Source organism: Bacillus sp. EB600 (assembly GCF_024494385.1).
In the GTDB taxonomy this organism is placed as follows: Bacteria; Bacillota; Bacilli; order Bacillales; family Cytobacillaceae; genus JAEVLT01.
Genome location: NZ_JAEVLT010000007.1, coordinates 138,700 through 165,386 on the forward strand (window position 1 = coordinate 138,700; position 26,687 = coordinate 165,386).

Genomic DNA, 26,687 nt, shown 5'->3' on the forward strand with positions numbered 1-26,687 from the left:
AATCAGTGAAATGGAAAAAGGGAGGCAGGACCATGGCAGATCTACGGATTAATTTAGCAGGAATTCAATCACCAAACCCTTTTTGGTTATCCTCTGCTCCTCCAACAAATTCAGGGTATCAAGTCCAGCGTGCTTTCGAAGCAGGGTGGGGAGGAGCTGTTTGGAAAACGTTAGGTGACCCAATCGTAAATACCTCATCCCGATTTGCAGCAGTTAGCTTTAACGGCCAAAGAGTAGCGGGATTTAACAATATCGAATTAATAACGGATCGTCCCCTGGATGTGAATTTGAAGGAGATTTATGAAACAAAAAAACGGTTCCCCCATCATGCGATCATTGCTTCATTGATGGTTGAGCCAAAACAGGCAAAATGGCACGAGATTGTCAAAAAGGTAGAAGACGTAGGTGTAGACGGCCTTGAACTTAACTTTGGCTGTCCACATGGAATGGCAGAAAGAGGTATGGGATCTGCCTCAGGTCAAGTTCCAGTACTTGTAGAAAAACAAACGTATTGGGTAAAGGAGGTAGCGAAAACACCGGTCATTGTAAAGCTAACTCCTAATATAACAGATATTACCTCTACGGCAGAGGCAGCTGAAAAGGGCGGGGCTGATGCCATCAGTTTGATTAATACAATTAATAGTCTAGCAGGGGTAGACCTTGATACGTGGAATACGATTCCACATGTAGCAGGGAAAGGTGCTCACGGAGGTTACTGTGGTCCAGCTGTAAAACCAATTGCTTTACATATGGTGGGAGAGTGTGCGAGAAATCCTAAAATTACGATCCCGATCTCAGGAATTGGCGGAATCTCATACTGGCAAGATGCAGTGGAGTTCCTGTTGATGGGTGCAACGGGTGTTCAGGTCTGCACAGCAGTTATGCACCATGGTTTTAGAATTGTCGAAGATTTGATCGAGGGTATAACGAACTATTTAGATGAAAAAGGGCTAACTTCAGTAATGGAACTAGTTGGAAAGATTGTTCCAAAGTATTCCGATTGGGGCAATCTTGATCTAAACTACAACATCGTGGCGAGAATTAACAATGATATTTGTATTCATTGCAACAAATGCCATATTGCTTGTGAAGACACAGCACATCAGTGCATCGACCGATTAAAAGATGAAAGTGGAAAAAGTATCCTCAAGGTTAGAGAAGAGGATTGTGTTGGCTGTAATTTATGCTCCATTGTCTGCCCAGTTGACGGAGCGATTGACATGGTCGAAGTACCAAGTGAACTTCCGCCGATGACATGGAATGAACGCCAGGCAGCACTTGAAGCCTTAGCTGGTGCGGCTGAAACGTCGAATAAATAAAAATTTAACTATATATCCAAAACAGGAGGAGGAACTAGATGAAAAAAATTATTAAAAATGGAACGATTGTGACCGCAGCTGATACTTTTAAAGCGGATTTGTTAATTGAAAATGAGGTTATCAGCCAAATTGGACAAAGCCTTTCGGCAGTGGATGCAGAAGTGATCGACGCGAATGGGTGTTATGTGTTTCCAGGTGGGATTGATCCACACACACATTTGGATATGCCATTTGGCGGGACCGTAACAAAGGATGATTACGAAACAGGTACCATTGCGGCAGCCTTTGGAGGCACGACGACCATCATTGATTTTTGTTTAACAAACAAAGGCAAATCATTGCAAAGTGCAATCGATACATGGCATGCGAAATCAAAGGACAAAGCTGTGATTGATTACGGATTCCACCTTCAGATTGTGGAAATGAATGAAAAAGTATTAAGTGAACTTCCAAAAGTAATAGAGAAAGAGGGAATAACTTCTTTTAAAGTATTTATGGCCTATAAAAATCAGTTCCAGGCCGATGACGAAACACTTTTTCGGACACTTATTGCCGCTAAAGAGCTTGGAGCACTCGTTATGGTTCACGCGGAAAATGGCGATGTCATTGATTATCTAGTGAAAAGAGCATTAAAAGAAGGAAAGACTGATCCGATCTACCATGCTATAACACGGCCGCCTGAAGCAGAAGGAGAAGCGACCGGAAGAGCGATTACCCTAACAGGGCTGGCAAATTCACAGCTTTATGTTGTCCATGTATCCTGTGCAGAGTCAGCTAGAAAAATTGCGGAAGCACGGGATAAGGGCATTGATATTTGGGGAGAGACATGTCCGCAGTATTTAGTACTAGATCAATCCTATTTAGAAAAACCAAATTTTGAAGGAGCCAAATATGTATGGTCACCACCATTGCGTGAGAAATGGAATCAGGATGTACTTTGGAATGCACTAAAAACCAGCCAGCTGCAAACATTAGGCTCAGACCAATGCTCGTTTGATTTTATTGGTCAAAAAGAACTAGGTAAAGGTGATTTTTCAAAAATTCCGAACGGTGGTCCGATCATAGAGGATCGAGTTAGTATCCTGTTCTCGGAAGGGGTAAAGAAGGGTAGAATCACACTCAATCAGTTTGTTGACCTTACATCAACAAGAGCAGCTAAATTGTTTGGGCTCTATCCAAAGAAAGGAACCATTGCCGTTGGTGTAGATGCCGATCTTGTGATTTTTGATCCTGCAGTGGAACGAGTGATTTCAGCGGAAACTCACCATATGGCAGTAGATTACAATGCGTTTGAAGGGTTGAAGGTCACAGGAGAGCCAGTTTCCGTATTATCCCGCGGGGAATACGTCATTCGCGATAAAAAGTTTGTAGGCAAATTAGGTGCTGGACACTATTTAAAACGTGCTAAGTATGGAGAAAACCAACAAAGTGTAGGAATAGAGACTGTTTCGAAGTAAGTGGTTAGCGTTCTACAAATAGCTATTTGATATTCCGTACTCCATTTGGTATGTAACTTTTTCCATAAAAGTTAATTTAATCCAAATGAAGAACAAAAGCTGGCTATAAGAGAAAAAAATGTCCTTCATTAAAGCCATGAAGGACAAAAACAGCTAGAAAATGAGAAAAATGTCCTTCATCAAGGCGGTGAAGGACAAAAAGCAGCTAGGAAATGAGAAAAATGTCCTTCATCAAGGCGGTGAAGGACAAAAAGCAGTTAAGAAATGTGAAATTGTCCTTCATCAAGGCGATGAAAGACTAAAAGCAGCTAAGAAATGTGAAATTGTCCTTCATCAAATTGAAGGACAAAAAGTAACCGAAAATAAAGGGAGTAAGTAATGAAAAAGCCTTAATTGTCCTTTGGACGTGGCGGACCAGATTCTATGAAGAAGCAAGTGTAAAAAGGGAGCTAAAAAATGTCTGAATACCAACAGTTTTTGCAGGAGCGAGATCGGATTGATTTTTTACTTCAAAAAGGATATAGGATTAAAAAAGTGACTGAACATTTGAACGGTGACACTGTCGAATTTGAAAAGTGTGAGAGTAATATGGAAGAAACTGAAGTGGAAACCTTACACATTTCAACCCCAAATGGCCGCAAGTATTTTTCTGTGAAACTAATTCAGCAACAATAAACCATTCAAGCCTTAGGAAAGGAGACTTTAGATGACAGCTTCCACACAAAAAATAAAAAGGTTAAAAAATTATATTGGAGGTGAATGGGTGGATTCCACTTCAACAAAAACGGAAATTGTCTTGAATCCTGCAACAGGGCAAGCCATTGCCGAAATCCCTCTTTCTACAAAGGAAGATGTGGATCGTGCCGTCCAAGCAGCGAATGAAACATTTAAAACGTGGTCACAGACAGCTGTTCCGAAACGGGCTCGGATTTTATTTAAGTTTCAGCAGCTACTTGTTGATAAACGGGAATATCTAGCAAAATTGATTACAATTGAAAATGGGAAAAGCCTTTCTGAAGCGAGGGGAGAGGTACAGCGCGGGATTGAATGTGTAGAATTCGCAGCCGGAGCACCTTCTTTCATGATGGGCAAGCAGCTGCCAGATATTGCTACCAACCTTGAATCTGGTATGTATCGATATCCGCTTGGTGTAGTCGGAGGCATAACGCCTTTTAACTTCCCAATGATGGTTCCATGCTGGATGCTCCCCATTGCCATCGCCTGCGGAAATACATTTGTATTAAAGCCGTCCGAACGTACTCCGCTCCTTGCCGTACTCCTTGTTGAATTAATAGAAGCAGCAGGTCTTCCAAAAGGGGTTGTAAATATCGTTAACGGTGCACATGATGTCGTGAACGGACTGCTCGAGCATAAAGATGTTAAAGCGATCTCATTTGTCGGTTCGCAGCCAGTTGCAGAATATGTATACAAAAAAGGAACGATGAACCTAAAGCGTGTCCAAGCCCTTTCCGGTGCAAAAAATCATTCCATCGTCTTAAAGGATGCAAACCTTGACCTAGCAGCAAGAGAAATTACGAATGCAGCTTTTGGTTCAGCGGGCGAACGCTGTATGGCAGCCGCTGTTGTTGCTGTCGAAGAAAACATTGCAGATGAATTGATCACAAGATTAGTAGAACTAGCTGGTGAGATGAAAATTGGCAATGGTCTTGATGACGGGGTTTTCCTGGGACCTGTTATTCGTGAGGAACATAAAAAACGGACAATCGATTATATTGAGTCGGGCGTTGCTCAAGGTGCAAAACTTGTTCGTGATGGACGTAAGGATGATGCCGTTGCGGGAAACGGCTATTTTGTCGGACCGACTATTTTTGACCAGGTAACACAGAAAATGAAAATCTGGCAGGATGAGATCTTTGCTCCTGTTCTCTCGATCATAAGAGTAAAGGATTTAACAGAAGCGATTGACACGGCAAATGCTTCAAAATTAGCAAATGGTGCCTGCTTATATACCGACAGTGCCGCCGCAATCAGACAGTTCCGTGAAACAATTGATGCCGGAATGCTGGGTGTAAATGTTGGCGTACCAGCTCCAATGGCTTTCTTTCCATTCTCCGGTTACAAAGATTCATTTTATGGTGATTTACATGTTAACGGGACAGATGGATTTGAATTTTATACGAGAAAAAAAGTGCTGACAGCACGCTACTCATAGGCGATTAAACCATACATATCTGGTGTTCTCCACGATTTCGATCTAATAAATCGGAAACGGACGAATGGACACCAGATTTCATTTTGCTGAAGATTTTTACCTTGAACGAGAGACACATTAATAAAGGAGGACATGGCCATGTCCATGAATAGGAATAAAACTGAAGTTACAATTGTGAAAGATCGCCAATATTTATGGCACCATATGACTCCATATAAAGACCAGATGGTACCAACCGTTGCTGTTGAAGGAAAAGGATCTTGGATTACCGATATAAATGGTCAAAAGTACTTAGATGCCATGTCTGGCTTATGGTGTGTGAATGTTGGTTATGGACGAGAGGAACTGGCCCAGGCGGCATATGATCAATTAAAAACAATGCCGTATTTCCCTCTGTCACAAAGTCATCTTCCAGCGATTCAATTAGCTGAAAAATTAAATGAATGGTTAGAAGGAGATTATGTCATTTTCTTTTCGAATAGTGGCTCAGAGGCGAATGAAACAGCTTTTAAAATCGTCCGTCAGTATCATCAGCAAAATGGTGAGCCAAGCCGCTATAAATTCATTTCCCGATACCGGGCCTATCATGGTAATTCAATGGGGGCTTTAGCTGCAACCGGACAGGCCGTTCGAAAGTTTAAATATGAGCCACTTGCTCCAGGATTCATTCATGTGAGTCCTCCTGATTCTTACCGCCGCCCAGCAGGGCAATCTGTTGAAGAATTTAATCTGCAATGTGCAGTAGAGATTGAAAAGACCATCATCTGGGAAGGAGTGGAAACGATTGCGGCCATCATTATGGAACCAGCCATTACCGGAGGAGGAGTTCTTGTTCCTCATCCCATCTATATGGAAAAAGTGCAAGAAATTTGTCGAAAACATGGTATCCTCCTCATTATCGACGAAGTGATTTGTGGATTTGGCCGGGCCGGAAAAAAATTTGGGCATATGCACTTCCCTATCAAACCAGATATTGTCACAATGGCAAAAGGATTAACAAGCGGTTATCTGCCACTTTCGGCTACTGCGGTGAGACGGGATATCTATGAAACATTTAAAAGCTCTGAGGAGTACAGTTATTTCCGTCACGTCAATACATTTGGCGGGAACCCGGCTGCTTGTGCACTAGCTCTGAAAAATCTAGAAATCTACGAGAAAGAAGACCTTGTTGAACGTGCTCGGATTCTAGGTGAACGATTAAGGGAAGAAATGAGGGAAATGGAAGACCATCCATTTGTTGGTGATATCCGCAGTTTTGGTTTTCTCCTCGGAATTGAACTAGTAGAAGATAAAGCAACGAAAGTGCCTTTAGACGTAAGGAAAATAGATCAAATGATTGCCGAATGCAAATCAAATGGTTTGATCATTGGCAAAAATGGTGCAACTGTAGCTGGCTATAATAATATTCTTACCTTATCTCCGCCATTATCCTCTACAGATGAGGATTTAGAATTCATAGTAAAAATATTGAAAGCAGCAATCCACAGAGCAGTTTAAAATTAGGATTGAAAGCTGATTTCTTCGAAACGTGGAGAAATCAGCTTTTCTATTTACAATAACTTAACAGTAGATTACTTGAATTTAACTGTGCATGGGTCTATTATATAAGCAAATGGTTATATATTGATGTAATTCGTCTATACTCTGTTGCTGGTTCTGCGGACCACAATTTGCATTATCTTTAGACGCGCCAAAGGAAGCTGATAAAATTGAAACCATCAACGGTATTAAAGTAGCATTTGATTCACAAATTACAGAAACAGGAGAATTAACTTTAGACGAAGAGGAAAACCAAGAGGTTCCGGGATTAGTTTTATTGGGTGCTAGCAGCTGTTGTTAAATAAAGGTCTAGTGCAGAGACAAACGATAAAAAGTAGATCTATCCATATTCTTGGATAGGTCTATTTCTTTTGCTTGATATTAAGATTACTTTTTTCATTAAACTACTAAAAAGATTAAAAGTTAAAGAGAGTAACAGACCAGAACCAACCATTTTCAACCATTAGCTGGTGCCGCGGCATGGATGTTTACCATGAAAATAAACTTTTGCAACTCAGAAAAAAAGGCAATACTAAAGAAGACTCAGCTCATTCATTTTTTTAAAGGTGGCAGCGCCTAATTCTATTATTCAAAGTCAGGTGAAGATATTGGATATCAAACATTTACAATATTTTATTGAAGTGGCCAATGCTAATAGTTTTTCACGCGCGGCTGAAAACTTGTTTATCACACAGCCAACGATAAGTAAAATGATAAAAAATCTTGAAGAAGAGTTAGGAGTTTCACTTTTTGACCGGTCGAAGAAGCAATTAATCCTAACTGACGCAGGAAGATTGATTCTGGAGCAATCAAAGCTCATTGACCAAGCATTTCATAACTTAGAAGCAGAATTGGATAATCTCTTAGGATTAAAAAAAGGACATATCCGTATTGGACTGCCACCCATTTTTGATGCCCATATGTTCCTCAAAATCTTAAGCAACTTTCACGAAAAATATCCTGGAATTACTTTTCAACTAGTGGAGGATGGTTCCAGAAAAATAGAAGACGATGTGGAAAATAATCTTCTTGATGTAGGGATTATCGTTCTGCCGACGAAAAACGAACTCTTTGAACATTTCTTTTTTATGGAAGAAGATCTTAGACTCATTCTTCACGCCGCGCATCCATTGGCAGAACGACAGGAGGTAGACTTAGCAGAATTGAAGAATGAATCTTTTATCTTATTTAATAAAGACTTTGTGTTAAACGATCGAATTATTAATTCGTGTAAAAGTGTGGGATTTCATCCAAATATTATATCAGAAGGTTCACAACGGTCTTTTATAGAAGATATGGTTGCCTGGAAACTTGGAGTTGCACTGATCCCAGAAAGCATCTGCAAAAATTTAAATAAAAATATCAAGTTTGTAAAAGTCGTAAATCCTTCTATCATATGGAAACTCGGCATTATCTGGAGCAAGAATCAGTACCTTTCCTTTGCTGCAAAAGAATGGCTGCATTTTACAAAAGAAAGGCTTACGAAATAAATAATAAAAAGACGGTTTTTAATTAGAAACTTTTTTTAATTATTAGACTATTATGCGTTTTTGGAAACATTAACATAGATAAAAGCTATAGTTAAGATGAAATTTAACCATTTTACTTAGGAAACTATGAGTCGTACAATTCACATGTGCTAAAAAATCTATTATTAACGTGGAAATGAGGTTTATCATCTGGGATGCAAACATGAAAGGATGTAGCAAATGGAAACAAAAAAATCAAATGAAAGCCGCATTGTTAATACAGCTCAAGTTTTATCTTGCGACTTAAATAACTATAATACACTTTTTGGCGGAGTTCTAATGAAAAAACTGGACGATGCTGCAACTTTATCTGCACGCAGACATTCAAGAGTAAAAGAGTGCGTAACGGCCTCGACCGATTCGATCGACTTCCTACAGCCCATTCATCAGACCGATTCTGTCTGCGTCGAATCGTTTGTAACATACACTGGGAGAACATCCATGGAGATATTTTGTAAAGTTATCGCAGAAGATATAATAACAGGCGAACGAAGAATGGCTGCTACAGCATTTTTGACTTTTGTTGCTCTCGATGAAAACAAACAGCCGGTCCATGTTCCAGGAGTCATTCCTGAAACCGAAGAAGAAAAATTTCTCTATCAAACCGGTAAAGAAAGAGCAGAGATGCGAAAGTTAAGAAGACAAAAAAGTAAAGCACTAGCCGAGTATATTTCACTTAAAAAACCTTGGGACAAATAAGAGGAGGATAAAAACGAATGCTTACTTTATCAAATATTCATGAGTTATACACAGCAAAAATAGCGATGGAAAATATGAGGAGGGAATATCCTGCCCTCTTTGAAAAACTATTGGATTTAATTAATCTGACACGTGCCTTGCAATTTAAATATTATTACATGGGATGTTTAATCATGGAAAAAGATCCTGGCGAATATAAACCAAATTTTGTGTACGGCTCTGTTCATCGATTATATAAAAAAGAATTACAAAAATTGAAAGAAGACCAAGATTTCCAAGTACTGAAACAAATTTTTTCAGATTTGAGCAGCAGTGCCGATTACTCAAAAATATGCCTTTTAGTGCGTGGTATGGCGCCGGAGTCCTTAATAGGTTTATCATCTATTAGATAGAGTTTTATAAAATTTTTAACATCATTGATCATAAAGCTGTAATAAGCTGCAGCCTTCCACGTAACTTAAAACCCCCCTTTTCTTTATAAAGAAAAGAAGCAGAGACCAAATATAGGGTTTCTGCTTCTTTATTTTAGAGGGTGAATACGATGGCACTATATATCGATTCAATGTTAAACAAAAGAATTTTGTTAGAGGCTGTATTAAATGGGAAATATAAACAAAATAAAAGCAGCGACAAATTTTGCTATCGCATATTTTAGTCGCTGCCTTGTTTCATTTCATACCTCGATAAAATTTACAAAACATTAGGAGTACCTAACTGGTGCCTGCCTTTTAGAAAAATGTGCCCCAGAGTAAATACACATTTAATACAACAATAATGGATGTGACAAACCAGGCTAACCATTTCACCCATTTCTTATTTACAAATTCACCCATTTTATTTTTGTCACTTGTAAACATCACCAGTGGGATAACAGCAAAGGATAATTGAAGTGATAAGATGACCTGACTTAGTATAAGTAATTCTCCGGTTCCTTTTTCACCATATAGTAAGGTCACAATTACGGCCGGAATAATGGCAATCATCCTTGTGATCAGTCTGCGAAGCCAAGGTCTTAAACGAATATTCAAGAATCCTTCCATAACGATTTGACCGGCTAGCGTACCAGTTAAAGTAGAGTTTTGACCAGAAGCAAGTAAGGCAACACCAAATAATATGGCCGCAATACCCGAACCAAGTAATGGATCTAACAAATGGTAGGCATCCTGAATTTCTGCTACATTTTTATGCCCTGTAGAATGAAAAGCGGCGGAAGAGAGAATAAGAATCGAAGCATTCACAAATAAGGCAAGCATTAAGGCTACTGTTGAATCGATGGTTGCAAACTTAATTGCTGAGCGTTTTCCCGCTTGTGTATGATCATAATTCCTTGTTTGAACGATTGATGAATGAAGATAGAGATTATGAGGCATGACTGTCGCTCCCAGAATCCCTAAAGCAATATAGAGCATAGTTGGATCTGAAACAATGTGACTACTTGGTATAAAGCCAGCTGCAATCCCTCCAATTTCAGGTTGTGACAAAAACAACTCCACCCCAAAACAAACAGCGATGGTCACGATTAATGCAATAACAAAGGATTCTATATAGCGAAAGCCCTTATTTTGCAGAAGCAAAACAACTAAAACATCCAAAGCGGTAATACATATTCCATACAAAAGCGGGATATTAAATAATAAATTTAACGCGATAGCCGAACCAATTAATTCGGCCAAATCACAAGCGGCTATGGCTAATTCACATAAAACCCACAGCATATAGGCGACTGGTTTACTAAAATGATCCCTGCAGGCCTGAGCTAAATCCCTACCTGAAACAATCCCCAATTTAGCCGATAAAGCTTGCAATAAAATCGCCATAAGGTTTGAAATTAAAATAACAGATAGAAGGGTGTACCCATAGGCTGATCCTCCTGCAATCGACGTGGCCCAGTTTCCAGGGTCCATATACCCCACTGCTACCAAATATCCTGGACCGATGAACCCTAATAATCTTCGGAAAAAACTGCCTGTTTTCTGAATCGGAATGGACTTATGAACTTCTTGTAAACTTGGATTTATATTTTCCCTTTTCCAGGTTCCTTTTTTATTCTCCAAATTTTCTGCCGCCATTTCTTTTGTACCCAATGATCCCATCCTCCTTTTCTGATAACCTAGTAATTGTTAGTTTATTGATTAAATCATGCATACTGACATAAATTTTGCATGAAGGAAACTCTTGGATAAAAAAAATACCTGAAATAAACATATCCGTAAGCTGACTGGTTCATCTTTACTATTGATGCTCATTAGATTGAATATTGTTTAAAATGTTTTTATATTCTTGGTCACTAATAATTCCTAACAGCTTGCACATGTATGAATTTATCAATACCTTCTTCTTGACTCGTTTTGATGCAATCATTAAATTCACACTCACTTTATTATTATTATAATGATTATTATATTACATTCAACTAAAAAGTTTCCTTAATCCAAAAAAAATTCCTTAATGTAAAAATATTGAGCTTGTCTAAATGTTAAACCCCTTCATTTACGTATGGTTATTATTGTCAGGGGAAATTTCCAAAGGATAGGAGATTAAAAAAGGTAAAAATAAATAAAATGCCAGGCTTTATCTATATTTAGATGAAGCCTGGCATTCTGAAAAAAACAGTTAATCTATAAAAAGTAGAAAGGATGGTTAATTTTAAATTATGTGCAGGGATCGTAAGCATAGCACTATCTGATGTTATCTATTTCTCGGCAAGAAAACTCGGCTTTGCACGCGGCGGCGGGATCTGTACAAATAATGAAGAAGTTTATCTGAAAATGCGTCAGTATGTTACTCTTTATGAGGGATTCCTTACCTATGGAGGGATGTCTGTCCGCGAGATGGAGGCCATTGTCGTTGGTCTGGATGAAACAATGGACGAAGATATGATCAGCCAAGGGCCGAAATTTATTTCGTATATGACGGATGAACTGTTGAAAAAAGGTGTACCTGTTGTTACACAGGAGGATTAGGCTGTCATAATTAACGCGATGGAATTTGTCGACCATCTTCCTCAAGAAGAGTATTCTGCAGGTGTACTTGCTGCAGCACTTTATATTGTGAGTGGCGTTCGTGGGATGGAAAGAGGAACACTTTCGGAACAAAGAGATGAAGATGGTAATGAAGTATTATCAAATATGGAACTTGTTCGACTTGCCTTACCACGGCGTGTCTTTACTTTATCGCAAGTTAAGTATGCTGCTGATCGAATTATTTGGCTTTATGAGAACCGCCATTTAATTGGGGGGCTAAAGTTTGTTGAAGAGCCGGAAATGTTACGATTCTTCTTTGGAAAACTAACTACAACTTCAGAGTGGCCAGCAGAATTAGTTGCGAAATTTAAAGCTGATTTCGGAGATAGTTTGTAATTCTATAGCTATAAAGGTAATACTAAGAAAAGGTCAGTCTCTATTATGTAGAGGATTGACCTTTTTTGTATCAATTCACAACAATCCCAATTCAATCGTGGTGGACAAGGTACACTACCTGTTATCGCTACCTATTTCGGAATAATGATCCCCACTTATTATTTGGAAAAACGAATACTTAGGATAAAACCTAAATTAGCAGATATTCATTACCAGAATCTCTGTTAAGCCACATTAAAGACATTTCCTCCATTAAATGGACCCATATATAGGCCAAAGAGCCTTGACAAAAAGAATTAATACTGATAATTTATAATTATTATACAATAATTTAATTAGGGATATTGTGAGAATGGATGCTTAAGTTGACTGCCCTTTTTTTAGGGCTATTCTAAGTGTTCACTCCTACAAACAAATAAATCATAAACAGCGATGAATGCTATGGATCACACTATTGCAGAAGCAGTTTCTGGAGAGACCGCAAAAATTTGCGGCGCCGAAGGGTTCACAATCTCAGGCAAACGGACAGAAGAGTAACGGATCATTTTTAAGTTATTATTCTAACGTCTATTGAGATTGGAGAACTCCAATCTCTTTTTTTATTGGTATGAATAATTAAATTCTCGTAATTTTAATCATTATTTTATAGAGTTTACGTTTATTGTCTAAAAATAATGATCAGTAACGCAGTTTTTGTTATCAATTGTTATAAAAATTAATATTTTTATAACTTTTATAATAAACAAGGGGGGAATGTAACGTGGCACAGTTGAATAGTAAAAGGGTTCCGAATAATCAAACCGTACCGCAGCAAGAATTAAAAAGGGATCTGAAAAATCGACATGTCCAACTGATCGCGATAGGGGGTACGATTGGAACAGGGCTATTTTTAGGTTCAGGAAAAGCAATCCAATTAGCCGGTCCATCTATAATTTTTGCCTATTTAATTATCGGGATTGCCGTGTTTTTCGTGATGAGGGCACTAGGTGAACTGCTTTTGTCAAATGCAGGCTATCAATCATTTACAGACTTTGCTGTAGATTATGTTGGACCATGGGCAGGGTATGTAACTGGGTGGACATATTGGTTTTGTTGGATTATGACAGCAATGGCTGATATTATTGCTGTTGGTGTATATGTACGCTATTGGTTCGATATTCCACAGTGGATACCTGCATTAGTTGGTTTAGTTCTTCTATTGGGGCTTAATTTACTGACAGTCAAGTTATTTGGAGAATTAGAGTTTTGGTTTGCCTTAATAAAAATCATAACGATTCTTGCTTTAATCGCTTTAGGGGTTATTTTGCTAATCATGGGATTCAAAACAGATGCAGGTGCTGTTTCTGTGAAAAATCTCTGGACACATGGCGGTCTGTTTCCAAATGGGATCTCTGGGTTCTTACTTTCCTTTCAAATGGTCGTATTCGCATTTGTTGGAGTTGAATTAGTTGGTGTATCGGCAGCGGAAACATCTGATCCAAAAAAGAACATACCGTCTGCGATTAATAAAATTCCTTTGAGAGTTCTGTTTTTCTATGTAGGAGCACTTTTTATCCTTTTATGCATTAATCCCTGGAATCAATTGAATGCATCTACCAGTCCCTTTGTAAGGACATTTAGCTTAGTTGGTATTCCAATTGCAGCAGGAATTATTAATTTTGTTGTCTTAACATCTGCAGCTTCGGCATGTAATAGTGGTTTGTTTTCAACAAGTAGAATATTATATAATTTAGGCAGTCATAATGAAGGACCGGCTAAATTTGCTAAATTAAATAAAAATAATGTCCCTGGCAACGCTTTGGTTACATCAGCAATTGTCCTTTCTATGGGAGCACTTTTGAGTAAACTCATTCCGGAACAAGCTTTTGGAATTGTAACAACCATTAGTGCAATTTGTTTTATTTGGGTTTGGAGTATTATCTTAATCTCTCATATTCGCTACACGAAATCACGTCCAGACTTACGGAAGACGTCAACTTTTAAAGCACCACTCACACCATTTATTAACTATGCTATTCTGGCATTCTTTGTATTTATTTTAATCGTTATGGGAGTCGCTGAGGCAACCCGTACAGCTTTGTTAATGACGCCACTATGGTTTGTACTATTATTCATATTGTATGCATTTAGAAGCAGAAAAATATAAAATAGATTTGAATACTACTATTTTATGAATGAAAAAGGATGAATAATAGAAATGAAAAAGAATATTCAACTTATATGGGACTTTGATGACACGATTGTCCAAACATATGTAGAATTTGAAAAAACGAACCAGCAAGCGGCGGAAATCATCGCTAGAGATGTATATGGTGAAATTAGAAATGTACAAGAGATAAAATCGTATCAACGTAAAATAGATGTTGAAATGATCTCTTCATATGGATTTGTTCCAGAACGGTTTTTAATAGGATGGTTAGATACGTATGATCATTTTTTGGAAGAAAACAGAAAAGTAGAAAATCTATCTACGAAAGATGAGATACAAAAGACTGTGAAGGATGTATATCTTCGTAAATATCATAATGTACCAGGAGCCATTTCTGTTTTAAAACAGCTAAAATTAGAAGGGTATTCGAGCATGATTCTAACTGCAGGGGTAGATCGGATTCAAAAACGAAAGATCGTTGAATCAGGTGCTAATCATTATGTTGATCACGTTTACGTATATCCACAGAAAACGCCTGATACATTAAAAGAAATCATCAGACGCCACCCTGCATCGGACTATGTGATGATTGGAAATAGTTTGAAATCAGACATTTATCCGGCTTTAGCAAATGATGTGTGGGGATTTCACTATGAACAAGAAACATGGGAAGCAGATCATTATGAAATAGATACAAAAAATAAAAAATATGTATCTGTGAGTTCTATCTCACAAATTCCAAATGAATTACAAATACATGTAAAAATTGGTCAGTCTGAAATTAGTCAACCTTTTAAAGTGGGCTCAGCAGGTCTGTTGTAAAACTTTTTCATTAAAATTAGGTGTTAAGTATAGGTACAATTTAATCCACAAAAATTGGATAGCAATAAAAGGACTTCTTTTAACGTTTGTTGTTACTAGAAGTCTTTTTATTTTGTTCGAATTTTAGAAAGATATCCGCTGCCTTCAGCATATGCTGTACTTGATGTAACTTTCTTCGTAACAATTGGATATGTTCAAATGAATCATGAAATCCAATGAATACTTTGTGTGTACCAAACAAAAACTAAAGCAAAAATCGAATCGAGGAGATTTTTTTAATGGAAACGAGTCAACCATATACTGAAAAATTAACATCTGCTGAAATGGGCAAACTTTGGGCAACTTATGTAGGAAATACGCTGGCCATATGTGTACTTCGTTATTATCTTCAGCATATTAATGACGAGGATATCAAAAAAGTTGTCGGAAAAGCCTTAAATTTATCTGAGTCGCTTGTGGAAAAAATTAAAGAAATATTTAGTAAAGAAAACTTTCCGATACCAATGGGGTTTACGGATGACGATGTGAACTTAGACGCTCCAAGGTTATTTTCTGATGAATTTTATCTTCATTACTTGAATTATACGAGTAAAGCAGGGATGAGTATTTATTCCATTGCCATACCGATCATGACAAGAGGAGACATAAGAGATTTTTATATCAATTCTCTTACCTCCACAGTTAGGTTAATAACTGAGGTAAATGAATTATTGATGGCAAAAGGCTTTTATGTTAAACCCCCACAAATCCCAACACCAGATAAGGTTGATTTTATAAAAAAACAAAACTATCTAAATGGTTTCTTGGGAGATATTAGACCCCTGCATGCATTAGAGATTGCCCATCTTCATGATAATATCGAAAATAATGTAACAAGCAAAGCATTACTAATTGGTTTTAGCCAAGTGGCGAAAAATGAAACTATTCGGGAATTTTTTATACGAGGAAAAGAGATGACAAACAAACATATAGAAAGTAGTGCTCAACAGCTCCACAAGGAAAATTTGCCATCTCCTCCACTGTTGGATCATTTAGTAAGTGACTCCACCTTTTCACCTTTTTCAGATAAATTAATGTTAGCCCATAAAATCGAGATGTTTTCAATGAAAATAAGAACCGCGGGAAACGGAGCATCTCTTAGCGGAAGAAGAGATTTAAGTGGAATGTATGCGAAATTTATAGCGGATATCGGGTTATATGTTCAGGATGGGGCCAAAATTATGATTGATCAAGGTTGGATGGAACAACCACCAAAAGCCATTGACCGAGATGACTTAGCTTCAAAATAAACTGAAAAAGAAAAAACCTAATCACTTAGAATTAGAGTGAGTATAAGGAGAAAGTTATGACTTATACATAAAAAAGGAGTATCATTTCTGATACTCTTCCTTTAACATGGCAAGTCAAATTCAAAATTAAACAGTTTTGTTTTGATGAAAAATTCACTTGGTTTTTCTGCTTTTAGGTTATTCAATTCGAAAAAAAGTTCTTTATATTCAGTAATAGATACTTCCCCATTAATATAACATTTTTGAAGATAATCAAGTAATTCATTTACATGTGATGGTGTATAATTTTTTACATTTGTAAAATGATGTATTAATTCTTCTACTAACATCGTATTCACCCCTTCACTGATACTTTTTGAATCGTATGCGCTTTCATATAGTGTAGCACATAAATGGTTTTTTCCATATTGTTCGAAAATTCAAACTAACGACAATTTTCGGCGAAATTTATAAGTTCAGTACTTTATTTCTACAATATTATCGTAATAGGTAAACGAAATTGAATTAGTCTTCTATCTGGGGTCGTTATTTGTTTGGATTTTGTATGTCTAATGAGCGTTTGAGCTGCAATAAAGAGGGCAAGCCCTGAGTAGAGCTTGCCTTGGTTGCTTTTTATCATTATTGGTTCTGATTAGGTACATTATGTTGCATATTGCCATTATTATGGCCACCATGTTGAATTTGATGATTAAATCGATTCCCGTGGTGTCCACCTCCATGAAATACACTGAAATGGCTTGCAGACAATCCGATTAAGAGTCCAACAATGAAAGTTATGATCGGATAAAGAAACCTTCTATATGACTTCCTGAGAGGTGAAGAATTCAATTCTTGAGCTAATTCAGCTTTTATTTCAGCTTTCATTTCTTTTTTGAATTCATTTTTGATTTCATCGTTTTGTTCGTTATTTGTTTGTTCTGACACTTCGTATCAATCCTTTCAGTAGAACCTGTTTACTGAATATATATGGACGATCCTCGAATAATAAACATTAATTTTTTATGAACAATTAAAGAAAATTCTGAGTGAGTGCTTAACAAACTGCAACGGAGAAAAACTCCTTTTACTTTATGAAGAAGAAGCAAAAGGAGTTTGTTAGAGGAATTCTATACGTTGCGCAAGGGAATCTACGCAATTGCCAAGGGATGTACATGCTCCTAAGAAGATTCTACATGCTCGTCCATCATTTTTGTTAGATGTTTAATAAATGTCTGACAGCGTAGGCAAACCCATCTTTATCATTCGTCTTGGTGATAGTATCTGCTTCCTGCTGAATAGAGAAAGGGGCGTTGCCCATTGCAACGGAGGTGGTCGCCACTTTGAACTGAGCGAGGTCATTCCCTCCGTCTCCAAATGCAAAGATTTCATCAAAATCAAGATTTACCAGTTGCTGGTAACATAGCAAAGCCGTTCCTTTATTCGCTTCAATAGATGTAAACTCAACATTGTTAGGATGCGAAGAAGCCATTGATATTTCAAATTTTCCCTCGATTGCCCGTTTGGCTAGATCAATTTTTTCAAGTTGATCCTTGCGTGAGACAGCCATGACCTTGTAAATTTTGAGATTATCGTTTTCAAACATTTGATTGTAATCATAATTATGAAAAACACGTTCAATCTCTTCATCACTTTTATCTTGAATCATTGGATTTCTGCATGGAAAGCCGCCTTGATTAGTATATACCATAATCCATAATCCGATTTCCTTTAAAATAGGAAACAACTCTTTGTAGATTGAAGTAGATAAAGAGGCTTCATAAAGGACATCCCTTGTGTTCGAGTATAAAACGGTCCCATTTATACAAATAATGGGCGTTTCTATTTTTTTTAGTGCTTCAAATTTGATTACATCTTCAAAGGCCCTACCCGTGTTAATAATAATGCTGTGACCTTGTTCTTGCAGATACTGAAGAACCTTGAAATTTTCTTGAGATATTTCATGCTGTGTGTTTAATAGCGTTCCGTCTAAATCAATTGAAAAGCATTTCATACTTATTCCCTTCTTTTTATCCATAATGCCTACTATATCAAATAGTAAGATAAGAAAAAAACTATATTAATTAAATTACAAATTGTAGGTGAGAGAACTAGTCCTTCTTGGACAAAAAAGCACCAGGTCTCATCTAATTACTAGATGGGACTTGGTGCTTTGGTGCTTTGCATAAAGAGAGGGTCAAGAACCCTGCACTGCTATTCGATGGCTGCTGCTACTTCACTTGTGACGAGTGAATCTTCAGTTGAATTGTGTTTATTAGCTTCTACGGCAACAGCTGAATGTTTATCTGCAATCAATGATAGCGCAATCGCTGCTACAATACCAGTTATGGCAAATACCATGAAATTCATGAAGTTCTGTAAACCAAGTGTTAATAAAAATCCTCCCAAAATTGGACCAATCATACCGCCCAATCTTCCGATACCCGATGCAACACCTAAACCTGTTGATCTCATTTGGGCAGGATAGTAGGCTGTAACATAAGCCTGAATAAGCACCTGAGACCCAGTTGTAGCAGCCCCTGCAATCGCTACTAATACGAAAATCACGATTGTATTTCCGCCAAATCCCAGCAACGATAAAGCAATTGCACCTGCAATATATGATGGGATCAGCACCCTTTTAGAACCATATTTCTCACAGAGTTGGCTGAGAGAAAGAATACCGATAACGGCTCCACCTTGAAGCGCAATAAGGAAAGTTAAACTTGAATTCAGTCCATATCCAGCGTTGATCATTAACTTTGGAAGCCATGTGTTTAAACCATACACCATCAATAAGGCACAGAAAAAGGCAACCCAAAACATTACGGTACTTAAAGCACGATTCTCTTTGAACAAACCAACAATTGGTGCTTTCGTTTCCGATAGTTTTACTTCTTCAATCTCATCATCTTGATTAAAAGTTAATCCAGGATTAATTTTTGAAAGTGTCGCGAATAGTTTTTCCTTTTTGCCAGTTCTAATGAGGTAGCTAGATGATTCCGGCAGTTGCTTTAACAAGAAAGGTAGTGCTAAAAGTGGACTTCCTGCAACAAAGAAAACAGATGCCCAGCCGAAATGCGAGATTAACAGAACACCAAATGTTGGTGCAAGTGCTCCCCCGACAGCAAAACTAACTAGCGTAATAGACACTAATCTAATTCTCATCGATTTAGGAGCATAATCCATTACTAAAGCGGCAATGTTTGGCATAATACCTCCAAGTCCTAATCCCGCTAGAAAGCGGAAGGCAGAGAAGGCAGTTACTGATTCAGCAAAGCCACATAAGAACGTAAATAAGCTGAATAATAATATGTTTATCATAATAACTTTCTTTCTTCCAATACGGTCAGCTAGTATACCAAATATGATTGCACCAAACATCATTCCAAAAAGTCCATAGCTACCCATTGTTCCTGCTGCAACAGGATTGAGATGCCATTGCTCCATCAGGATCGGTACAACTGTCCCGTAGACGGACAAGTCGTATCCATCAAACAAAATAATCATGAAGCTCCAAATGAACAGAGCTAAATGAAAACGATTAAACTTACTTTCACTAATAATACTAGCTGGATTTACTTTTGCCATAAATGTAATTTCTCCCCTTTTATTTAACCTTTTCCTTACAATTCCATCGTTTTAAAATTTTTTTCCATACATAAAGTCTCTTCACAAAGCGATAATTTATATGTTTTATTCTGAAATGATCGATCACCATCCTATATCTATTTTTATTTTTATAATTTTCTGTACTTTTTACGGAAAATTATTTAAATACATTTTTAAGCTACTGAATTTTCTGACTTGTTCGAATATGCCATAGTCATAAAATTAACTTATGAATAGTGAAAAAGCAAATAGCAGTTTTTTAGGAATGTGCAAACGTTTCCAAAAAGATTTTTGGGCTATTTATTTTACGAAAACTAAAATGGAGAACTTGGTATATCGCGTAGTTTGTCAAGATTTGCAGTTTTTTAGGATGGAAAAATGAAGGTTACGATTTAACTAGTAACAAAAGGCTATTCTGAAGAGTCTACAAATGAAGGAGAGTATAAAAACCAAAATTCAGTGTTACGACAAAGTTTTTGTGAAACAAACAAATACTGGTAAGGATAGTATACTGTCATAATGATTGTGATTTCTTGATGGAGGTCAAGGCGGAATGAGTATAAGGGCGATTAAAATAAGGGTAAGGGGGGATTAATAATGAAAGGAACCTGTTTAATTGTCTATGCCAGCATGACAGGAAATACAGAAGAAATCGCCAACCTAATCGGAGAAGGGATCCTTCAGGCCGGTGCTGCTGTTGATCAAAAAGATATTCTTGAGGTAGATGTTAAAGAACTTAGCAACTATGAAGGAATTCTTTTGGGAGCCTATACTTGGGGAGATGGGGATCTTCCGGATGAGTTTCTCGATTTTTATGAAGAAATGGATTCGTTAGATTTAACAGGGATAAGATCTGCGGCCTTTGGTTCTTGTGATTCTTCTTATGAACATCGAGGAAGAGCAGTTGATCTATTACTAACGAAATTATCAGAATTAGGAGCAGATATCGTTCTAGATGGGTTAAAAATTGATATGGCTCCGACGTCCGCAGAAAAGGACCAATGTATCCAGTTCGGTCGATCCTTTGTTGAAAGTTCTTATTGATGTTTTCAAGTGCCCTTCCTTTGTTATGTTAGAATATTATCTATGATCTTATTTATGGGAAGGCATCGGCAAGTAGACAAAGTGTTATTTTAGACAAGTCTACTTGTTTTTTATTACATGGAAATAATAATAAAATATTACATAACTTGTAATAAAAACTTTACGAACCCTTTATATGGATATAAACTTCCAGCGTTATCCTAGAGGTACATCTTAGAGGGAGGGATCGAGAAGTTGTCTAAATTTCAGGTCATATCTTCTTTGTCTATCTTGGCGTTTATCATTTCAGGAACCTATGGATTAACCGCATTATCATCCAATCAACCCACCAGCAATCAACCCACATCCAAAAACTACATTCAAGTTCAATTGTTAGGCGTTAACGATTTCCACGGCCAGTTAAACAAATATCAAACTGTATCCGGAACAAAAGCGGGAGGTGCTGAGTACCTAGCTGCCTATTTAAAAAAATACAAACAAGAAAATCAAAATACCCTCCTTGTTCATGCTGGTGATATGGTGGGAGGAAGTCCGCCAATTTCATCTCTGTTTCAAGACGAACCTACGATTGAATTTCTAAATCTTCTCCATTTTGATGTCGGGACACCTGGGAATCATGAATTAGACCAAGGTGTAGATGAAATGAAACGCCTTATTTATGGAGGATTCCATGGAAAAACAGGGTATTTTCAGGGTGCCAATTTCTCTTATATTTCGGCAAACATTATCGATAAAAAAACGGGTGCCCCTTTGTTACCTCCTTATGTGATTAAACAAATTGATGGCATCAATATTGGATTTATCGGGGTAGTCACAACTGAGACCAACTTGTATGTCCTCCCTGAAAATCGAAAAGAAGTAGAAATTACGGATGAAGTTTCAGCGATTAACCGAACCGTTAAGCTATTAAAGGAAAAAGGGATTAAAGCAATTGTTGTACTGGCACATGTTTCAGCTAAATCGGATCAGACAGGAGCATTTCCGCAAGAATATCTAGTCCAGATGGCACCAAAAATTGATAAAGAGGTAGATGTCATTTTTGCCGGTCATAGCCATGATTATGCCAATACCGTTGTTGACGGTAAGCTGATTGTTCAAGCTTATTCTTATGGAAAAGCTTTTTCTCAAGTAAATCTTAAAATTGACCGTCAAACTAAAGACGTTATTTCGAAAGAAGCAAAGATTATTGTCACTTCTCATGATCAAATTGAACCAGATCAAGAAACGGTCAGCCTTCTAAATAAATATCGAGAAAAAATGGGGGGCTCTTTTCAAACAATCGTCGGAGAAATTCCTGAAGAAATCTCACGGATAGAAGATGCAAAAGGTGAATCACCGTTAGCGAAAATGGTTGGAGAATCTGAGCGGAAAGCCATGGGCGTTGAGATGGCGTTTGTCCATCAGGGCGAAATGCGGCAAAGTTTAAAGAAAGGGAAGATCACGATAGAAGACCTTTATACAGACTTGCCTTTTGGCCATAGTATCAGAAAGGTGATTTTAACAGGAGACCAAATAAAACTTGCATTGGAACAGCAGTGGAGAAAAGATCAGGAAAATGATTTGTTGCAAACTGTTGGTTTAACATATAGTTGGGATCCGAATGCCCCAATTGGCAGACGTATCATTGCGGTGAAAGACATGAATGGCCAAGACCTACAGCCTACAAAGGAATATGAAGTTGCGGTAAGTAATTATTTAGCTTCAGGAGGCGATGACTTTACTGCATTTAAACAAGGTAGAATCGTAGAATTCGGTCCACTAGTGGTTACTTCACTTAAAGACTATATACAACAAAAGTACCCGCGCAAAATTGTTCTCCATTAAGGTAAAGCACTTTAATGGATGGGCGCAAACAAAAAGGAGTTCGAATTTTGAAGTCCTTTTTGTTTGTTTTTTTTACAAAATTTGAACTCAAAAGGAGATACGGAATAAAAAGGATCAATACTAGGATACTGATTAATACGTATCATAGGTAGCTTTTTCAAAGCCCTTTGATGATGACTCTGTTAGAATGAAAAATAAATACATGGAGATGATGGAGCAGTGATTATACGGGATGCTGTGGAGGATGAACGATCTTATATCAGAGAACAAAGAATAAACGCATACATGGAGCATGCCTCGAAAATTCCAGAGGAACATTGGAATGTTTTAAGAGAGGCCATCGCGTCTGATGCGGATACACAGCCTGGTGTTGAACAAATAGTAGCAGTGATAGAAGGCGAAATAGTGGGAAGTGTTGTTTTGTTTCCACCTAAAACGGATGCATACAAAGGATTAATTGCCGATGTACTTGAGGATCCAGAAATACGAATGCTGGCAGTATCACCAGAAGACCGAGGAAAAGGGGTCGCAACAGCACTGATTACTGAATGTATTCAGCGAGCGAAAATGAAAGGCTCCCCAGCCATCGGACTACATACGTCAGATTTTATGGAAAGTGCTATAAAGTTATATGAGAATCTTGGTTTTAAACGATTACCTCAGTACGACTTTGAACCGACTGATGATGGTATTATAGTGAAGGCATTTCGAATTTCTTTTTAAACCAAAATCTTCGAATACATTTACTCAAACAAGAAAGGTGTCAGCAAATCACTTTCTTAATAATTCTCTTCTTAATTTAGACATAGAAAGAAGGAGTGGAAATATGATGATTCCAGGTGAGCAAACACGACTATTAAAGAAACTCGTGGCATACCGAAGAGAGTTGCATGAACATCCAGAACTATCCATGAAGGAGTTTGAAACGTCTAAGAGAATCCGCCAATGGCTTCATGAAGCAGACATTCCAGTTTTGGATTTTCCATTGGAGGTAGGTGTGATTGCAGAGATAGTTGGCAACCAACCAGGGCCAACGATTGCATTGCGAGCGGATATTGATGCATTGCCGATAAAAGAGCAAACCGGCTTGCCGTTTGCATCGAAGAACGACGGGGTCATGCATGCGTGTGGTCATGATTTCCATACCGCATCGATGATTGGCGCAGCCATTTTATTGCTGGAACGCCGCAGTGAATTAAAAGGAACCGTAAGAATGATTTTTCAACCAGCTGAGGAAATTGCACAAGGAGCTGTTCTTATTGAAGAGGCTGGTGCATTAAAAGGTGTTGAAGCTATTTTCGGCATGCATAATAAGCCGGATTTGCCAGTTGGAACGATTGGAGTCCGTGAAGGTGCCTTAATGGCAAGTGTTGATCGATTTGAAATTGATGTTGTTGGGGTCGGTGGCCATGCGGGGATTCCGAATAACAGCATTGATCCAATTGTTGCTGCTAGCCAGATCATAACTGCTTTACAAACCATTGTCAGCCGTAATCTAAGCTCATTTCAAAATGCTGTGATCAGTGTAACACAGCTGCATGCGGGAAATACGTGGAATGTTATACCAGAAAAAGCAATGATGGAAGGAACCGTTCGTACTTTCCAAAATGAAGCTCGAGAAGTCATTCCTGAACTAATGAAACGTACGGTCAAAGGTGTTGCTTGTGGACTTGGAGCAAAGGCTGATTTCCGTTGGTATTCCTATACCCCGGTTGTGAATAATTCCCCTTCTTTTACAAAAGTTGCTAGAGAAGCAGCACTGGAGATTGGATACGATGTAGTGGGAGCGGTACAGAGTGCAGCCGGGGAGGATTTTGCCTACTATCAAACCAAACTGCCAGGATTTTTTGTCTGGATGGGGACTGATGGTCAAAAAGAATGGCACCATCCAGCTTTTACATTAAATGAAGATGCTCTCTTTGTGGCAGCAAATTACTTTTCAAATCTTTCTATAAAAGTATTAGATCAATGGGAAACAAAAGAAATTATTTACTAACAAAAACACAAAAGTAGAATTAAGAGGGACTAGTTTTAAAGGGGATGGTGAAATGACCTATCATGACTAAAGTTGGTTTAACTGACATTTTGAGTGAGCTTTTAGATAAGCTGCCTTTGGGAATTTTAATAACGAGAAATGACAAAAGCATCGTGCTAACTAACCGTTTTTTATCAGAAGCTTTTACTGAGGAACAATTCAAACTTCAAATTTTGGCATTGATTAATAAAAACCTTGTTCCAGAAGTGAATACTCCCTTTCATTTGAATGGCAGAAAGGGAATTGTTAAAAAAGAAGTGGTAAAGATTTTTGAAGAGGAATATCAGTATTATTTCTTCATTTTTTCAAAGAATAATGATTTTGATTCATCTGAGGAAATTCTTTTAAAAGACTTAAGCGAAATTGCCGATGACAGCATGGTTGTCGTTGATCCAGAAGGATACATTCAAATTTTGACCCGATCTTTTGCTGAATTTCTCGGTGTTGACCAAGTTCTTTCGATCGGAAAGCATGTGACAGAAGTGATCGAAAATACCCGTATGCATATTGTAGCAAGAACTGGTAATTTAGAGGTAGCGGACCCGCAAAAAATTAGAAAAGACTTTATAATTGCGACAAGGGCGCCATTATTAAAGCAAGGAAAAACAGTTGGTGCAGTCGGGAAAGTCTTGTTCAATAATTTGGATCAGGTAACTGCCTTAACAAAAAAGCTAAAGTCCCTGACCAATGAATTAAATAAAAGCAAAGGAATCATTAACGCAAGAAACAAAGCTTACTATACGTTAGATCATTTAATCGGGGATAGTCCTGCCTTTATAGAGGTCAAAAATCAAGCTGGAAAAGTAGCAAAAAGTGATTCAAATGTGTTGATAGTAGGAGAAAGTGGTACAGGTAAAGAATTGTTTGCCCATTCGATTCATAATCATAGCCGCCGTTCAATGGGAGCATTTGTAAAGGTTAACTGCGCCGCTATACCGGCAGAACTCATCGAATCAGAGCTTTTCGGCTATGAAGAAGGTTCATTTACTGGTGCAAAAAAAGGCGGAAAAATAGGGAAATTTGAAGTTGCCGATGGTGGAACCATTTTTCTTGATGAAATAGGCGAGCTTCCACTGCATATGCAGGTGAAATTATTACGGGTTTTACAAGAAAAAGAAATTGAAAGAGTCGGTGCCACTAGTACCATTCCCGTTGATGTTAGGATTATTGCGGCAACAAACCGAAATCTAACTGAAATGGTGGCCAAAAGGGAATTTAGGTTAGATTTATATTACCGATTAAAAGTCATCCAACTTACAATCCCTTCATTAAAAGAGCGAACGGAAGATATTAAAATTCTAGCAAGCTATTTTTTAGAAAAATACCAAAACCTGATGAAGAAAGGTGCAAAGGGAATAAACGAGCAGGCCGGTTATTTACTTTGCCGCTATGCCTGGCCGGGAAATATTCGCGAACTTGAAAATACGATTGAGCGGGCATTAAATATGGTTGATGAAGGGGAATTCATTGCAGCTAAGCATTTGCCTGAAGAAATTACCGGATATAAACAACAGTATTCGGTTCGCCCTTTGGCTAAAGTGGTCGAAGAGACAGAACGCAGTACGATCTTTGAGTGTTTAAATATGATGGGTGGAAATAAATCCGAAACAGCAAAACATCTTGGGATCAGCCGAACTTCTCTCTATGAAAAAATGAATAAATACGATTTATGAATTAAAAAAGAGGATGTCGTATAAGGGGTTGCCCCCTATGCGACATCCTCTTTGCTTTGAATAATTTCCCGTACGCAAAGAGTGGGGACTTATCAGTAAATCGAAATGTTTGTTCATAATAAATACACAAAATTTCTATATTACGAGATAGTGTAAGGAAATGCTTACAGTTTTTAGGTATTTCTGAA

24 protein-coding genes and 1 riboswitch are annotated in these 26,687 nt (G+C 37.8%); of the genes, 19 read left to right on the plus strand and 5 right to left on the minus strand.

Annotated elements, in window-relative coordinates:
* Positions 1-32: 32 nt before the first annotated feature.
* The 9 genes from preA to JN080_RS10220 all read left to right on the plus strand — a co-directional run bounded on the left by preA (position 33) and on the right by JN080_RS10220 (position 9,108).
* Positions 33-1,319: an NAD-dependent dihydropyrimidine dehydrogenase subunit PreA gene (gene preA, locus JN080_RS10180; protein ID WP_256235871.1), complete on the plus strand. Its 1,287-nt coding sequence runs from the start codon at positions 33-35 to the stop codon at positions 1,317-1,319.
* Positions 1,320-1,357: 38 nt separating this feature from the next.
* Positions 1,358-2,776, plus strand: coding sequence for a dihydropyrimidinase (gene hydA, locus JN080_RS10185; protein WP_256235872.1), 1,419 nt, complete (start codon positions 1,358-1,360; stop codon positions 2,774-2,776).
* A 169-nt stretch (positions 2,777-2,945) separates the two neighbouring features.
* Complete coding sequence (locus tag JN080_RS10190; protein ID WP_256235873.1) at positions 2,946-3,155, plus strand: hypothetical protein; 210 nt, start codon at positions 2,946-2,948, stop codon at positions 3,153-3,155.
* 77 nt (positions 3,156-3,232) lie between these two features.
* Positions 3,233-3,451 carry a hypothetical protein gene (locus JN080_RS10195; protein WP_256235874.1) on the plus strand — a complete coding sequence of 73 codons (219 nt, stop codon included), beginning with the start codon at positions 3,233-3,235 and terminating at the stop codon, positions 3,449-3,451.
* 31 nt (positions 3,452-3,482) lie between these two features.
* Entirely contained in the window at positions 3,483-4,949 is a 1,467-nt protein-coding gene (locus JN080_RS10200) for a CoA-acylating methylmalonate-semialdehyde dehydrogenase (RefSeq protein ID WP_256235875.1), read from the plus strand.
* 144 nt (positions 4,950-5,093) lie between these two features.
* Positions 5,094-6,446, plus strand: coding sequence for an aspartate aminotransferase family protein (locus tag JN080_RS10205; protein WP_256235941.1), 1,353 nt, complete (start codon positions 5,094-5,096; stop codon positions 6,444-6,446).
* A 650-nt stretch (positions 6,447-7,096) separates the two neighbouring features.
* On the plus strand, positions 7,097-7,978 hold the full coding sequence (gene cidR / locus JN080_RS10210; protein WP_256235876.1) for a cidABC operon transcriptional activator CidR: 882 nt from the start codon (positions 7,097-7,099) through the stop codon (positions 7,976-7,978).
* Positions 7,979-8,197: 219 nt separating this feature from the next.
* Positions 8,198-8,716 (plus strand): acyl-CoA thioesterase, encoded by a 519-nt coding sequence (locus JN080_RS10215; RefSeq protein WP_256235877.1) that lies wholly within the window; start codon positions 8,198-8,200, stop codon positions 8,714-8,716.
* A 17-nt stretch (positions 8,717-8,733) separates the two neighbouring features.
* A complete protein-coding gene (locus tag JN080_RS10220; RefSeq protein WP_256235878.1) occupies positions 8,734-9,108 on the plus strand; it encodes a hypothetical protein in 375 nt (124 codons plus the stop codon).
* A 336-nt stretch (positions 9,109-9,444) separates the two neighbouring features.
* On the opposite strand, the gene JN080_RS10225 is transcribed toward JN080_RS10220, so the two are convergent.
* Positions 9,445-10,785: an Nramp family divalent metal transporter gene (locus tag JN080_RS10225; RefSeq protein ID WP_256235942.1), complete on the minus strand. Its 1,341-nt coding sequence runs from the start codon at positions 10,783-10,785 to the stop codon at positions 9,445-9,447.
* Between the two features lie 567 nt (positions 10,786-11,352).
* Between JN080_RS10225 and JN080_RS10230 the strand changes: the two genes are divergently transcribed.
* The 5 genes from JN080_RS10230 (at position 11,353) to JN080_RS10250 (ending at position 16,335) form a co-directional block, all read left to right on the plus strand.
* Positions 11,353-11,679, plus strand: coding sequence for a hypothetical protein (locus tag JN080_RS10230; RefSeq protein ID WP_256235879.1), 327 nt, complete (start codon positions 11,353-11,355; stop codon positions 11,677-11,679).
* 18 nt (positions 11,680-11,697) lie between these two features.
* On the plus strand, positions 11,698-12,075 hold the full coding sequence (locus JN080_RS10235; protein ID WP_256235880.1) for a PLP-dependent aminotransferase family protein: 378 nt from the start codon (positions 11,698-11,700) through the stop codon (positions 12,073-12,075).
* 459 nt (positions 12,076-12,534) lie between these two features.
* Positions 12,535-12,614, plus strand: a riboswitch (glycine riboswitch).
* A gap of 221 nt (positions 12,615-12,835) precedes the next feature.
* Positions 12,836-14,221: an amino acid permease gene (locus tag JN080_RS10240; protein ID WP_256235882.1), complete on the plus strand. Its 1,386-nt coding sequence runs from the start codon at positions 12,836-12,838 to the stop codon at positions 14,219-14,221.
* A 51-nt stretch (positions 14,222-14,272) separates the two neighbouring features.
* Entirely contained in the window at positions 14,273-15,046 is a 774-nt protein-coding gene (locus JN080_RS10245; protein WP_256235883.1) for an HAD family hydrolase, read from the plus strand.
* Between the two features lie 278 nt (positions 15,047-15,324).
* Positions 15,325-16,335 carry a DUF3231 family protein gene (locus JN080_RS10250; protein WP_256235884.1) on the plus strand — a complete coding sequence of 337 codons (1,011 nt, stop codon included), beginning with the start codon at positions 15,325-15,327 and terminating at the stop codon, positions 16,333-16,335.
* Positions 16,336-16,436: 101 nt separating this feature from the next.
* Here the strand turns inward: JN080_RS10250 and yppF are convergent, their stop codons facing one another.
* The 4 genes from yppF to JN080_RS10270 all read right to left on the minus strand — a co-directional run bounded on the left by yppF (position 16,437) and on the right by JN080_RS10270 (position 19,902).
* Positions 16,437-16,664: a YppF family protein gene (gene yppF, locus JN080_RS10255; protein WP_256235885.1), complete on the minus strand. Its 228-nt coding sequence runs from the start codon at positions 16,662-16,664 to the stop codon at positions 16,437-16,439.
* A gap of 289 nt (positions 16,665-16,953) precedes the next feature.
* Positions 16,954-17,259 (minus strand): hypothetical protein, encoded by a 306-nt coding sequence (locus tag JN080_RS10260; RefSeq protein WP_256235886.1) that lies wholly within the window; start codon positions 17,257-17,259, stop codon positions 16,954-16,956.
* Positions 17,260-17,527: 268 nt separating this feature from the next.
* Positions 17,528-18,325: an HAD family hydrolase gene (locus JN080_RS10265; protein WP_256235887.1), complete on the minus strand. Its 798-nt coding sequence runs from the start codon at positions 18,323-18,325 to the stop codon at positions 17,528-17,530.
* A gap of 200 nt (positions 18,326-18,525) precedes the next feature.
* Entirely contained in the window at positions 18,526-19,902 is a 1,377-nt protein-coding gene (locus JN080_RS10270; RefSeq protein ID WP_256235888.1) for an MFS transporter, read from the minus strand.
* 618 nt (positions 19,903-20,520) lie between these two features.
* Here JN080_RS10270 and JN080_RS10275 point away from each other — a divergent pair.
* The 5 genes from JN080_RS10275 to JN080_RS10295 all read left to right on the plus strand — a co-directional run bounded on the left by JN080_RS10275 (position 20,521) and on the right by JN080_RS10295 (position 26,499).
* On the plus strand, positions 20,521-20,967 hold the full coding sequence (locus tag JN080_RS10275) for a flavodoxin (RefSeq protein WP_256235889.1): 447 nt from the start codon (positions 20,521-20,523) through the stop codon (positions 20,965-20,967).
* A 234-nt stretch (positions 20,968-21,201) separates the two neighbouring features.
* Positions 21,202-22,791, plus strand: a complete 1,590-nt coding sequence (locus JN080_RS10280) for a bifunctional metallophosphatase/5'-nucleotidase (RefSeq protein WP_256235890.1) — start codon at positions 21,202-21,204, stop codon at positions 22,789-22,791.
* Positions 22,792-23,010: 219 nt separating this feature from the next.
* Positions 23,011-23,514, plus strand: a complete 504-nt coding sequence (locus JN080_RS10285) for a GNAT family N-acetyltransferase (RefSeq protein WP_256235891.1) — start codon at positions 23,011-23,013, stop codon at positions 23,512-23,514.
* Positions 23,515-23,620: 106 nt separating this feature from the next.
* On the plus strand, positions 23,621-24,787 hold the full coding sequence (locus tag JN080_RS10290) for a M20 peptidase aminoacylase family protein (protein WP_375141631.1): 1,167 nt from the start codon (positions 23,621-23,623) through the stop codon (positions 24,785-24,787).
* 62 nt (positions 24,788-24,849) lie between these two features.
* A complete protein-coding gene (locus JN080_RS10295; RefSeq protein WP_256235893.1) occupies positions 24,850-26,499 on the plus strand; it encodes a sigma-54 interaction domain-containing protein in 1,650 nt (549 codons plus the stop codon).
* Positions 26,500-26,687 lie beyond the last annotated feature (188 nt).

Excerpts from the sequence above, each read along its gene's own strand:
- yppF (WP_256235885.1), bottom strand. The coding sequence starts at position 16,664 with ATGTTAGTAGAAGAATTAATACATCATTTTACAAATGTAAAAAATTAT.
- JN080_RS10205 (WP_256235941.1), top strand. The coding sequence starts at position 5,094 with ATGAATAGGAATAAAACTGAAGTTACAATTGTGAAAGATCGCCAATAT.
- JN080_RS10275 (WP_256235889.1), top strand. The coding sequence starts at position 20,521 with ATGAAAGGAACCTGTTTAATTGTCTATGCCAGCATGACAGGAAATACA.
- JN080_RS10190 (WP_256235873.1), top strand. The coding sequence starts at position 2,946 with ATGTCCTTCATCAAGGCGGTGAAGGACAAAAAGCAGCTAGGAAATGAG.
- JN080_RS10230 (WP_256235879.1), top strand. The coding sequence starts at position 11,353 with ATGGTTAATTTTAAATTATGTGCAGGGATCGTAAGCATAGCACTATCT.
- JN080_RS10245 (WP_256235883.1), top strand. The coding sequence starts at position 14,273 with ATGAAAAAGAATATTCAACTTATATGGGACTTTGATGACACGATTGTC.
- JN080_RS10195 (WP_256235874.1), top strand. The coding sequence starts at position 3,233 with ATGTCTGAATACCAACAGTTTTTGCAGGAGCGAGATCGGATTGATTTT.
- JN080_RS10295 (WP_256235893.1), top strand. The coding sequence starts at position 24,850 with ATGACTAAAGTTGGTTTAACTGACATTTTGAGTGAGCTTTTAGATAAG.
- JN080_RS10215 (WP_256235877.1), top strand. The coding sequence starts at position 8,198 with ATGGAAACAAAAAAATCAAATGAAAGCCGCATTGTTAATACAGCTCAA.
- preA (WP_256235871.1), top strand. The coding sequence starts at position 33 with ATGGCAGATCTACGGATTAATTTAGCAGGAATTCAATCACCAAACCCT.
- JN080_RS10265 (WP_256235887.1), bottom strand. The coding sequence starts at position 18,325 with ATGAAATGCTTTTCAATTGATTTAGACGGAACGCTATTAAACACACAG.
- JN080_RS10225 (WP_256235942.1), bottom strand. The coding sequence starts at position 10,785 with ATGGCGGCAGAAAATTTGGAGAATAAAAAAGGAACCTGGAAAAGGGAA.
- JN080_RS10220 (WP_256235878.1), top strand. The coding sequence starts at position 8,734 with ATGCTTACTTTATCAAATATTCATGAGTTATACACAGCAAAAATAGCG.
- JN080_RS10235 (WP_256235880.1), top strand. The coding sequence starts at position 11,698 with ATGGAATTTGTCGACCATCTTCCTCAAGAAGAGTATTCTGCAGGTGTA.
- JN080_RS10290 (WP_375141631.1), top strand. The coding sequence starts at position 23,621 with ATGATTCCAGGTGAGCAAACACGACTATTAAAGAAACTCGTGGCATAC.
- JN080_RS10200 (WP_256235875.1), top strand. The coding sequence starts at position 3,483 with ATGACAGCTTCCACACAAAAAATAAAAAGGTTAAAAAATTATATTGGA.
- JN080_RS10250 (WP_256235884.1), top strand. The coding sequence starts at position 15,325 with ATGGAAACGAGTCAACCATATACTGAAAAATTAACATCTGCTGAAATG.
- hydA (WP_256235872.1), top strand. The coding sequence starts at position 1,358 with ATGAAAAAAATTATTAAAAATGGAACGATTGTGACCGCAGCTGATACT.
- JN080_RS10270 (WP_256235888.1), bottom strand. The coding sequence starts at position 19,902 with ATGGCAAAAGTAAATCCAGCTAGTATTATTAGTGAAAGTAAGTTTAAT.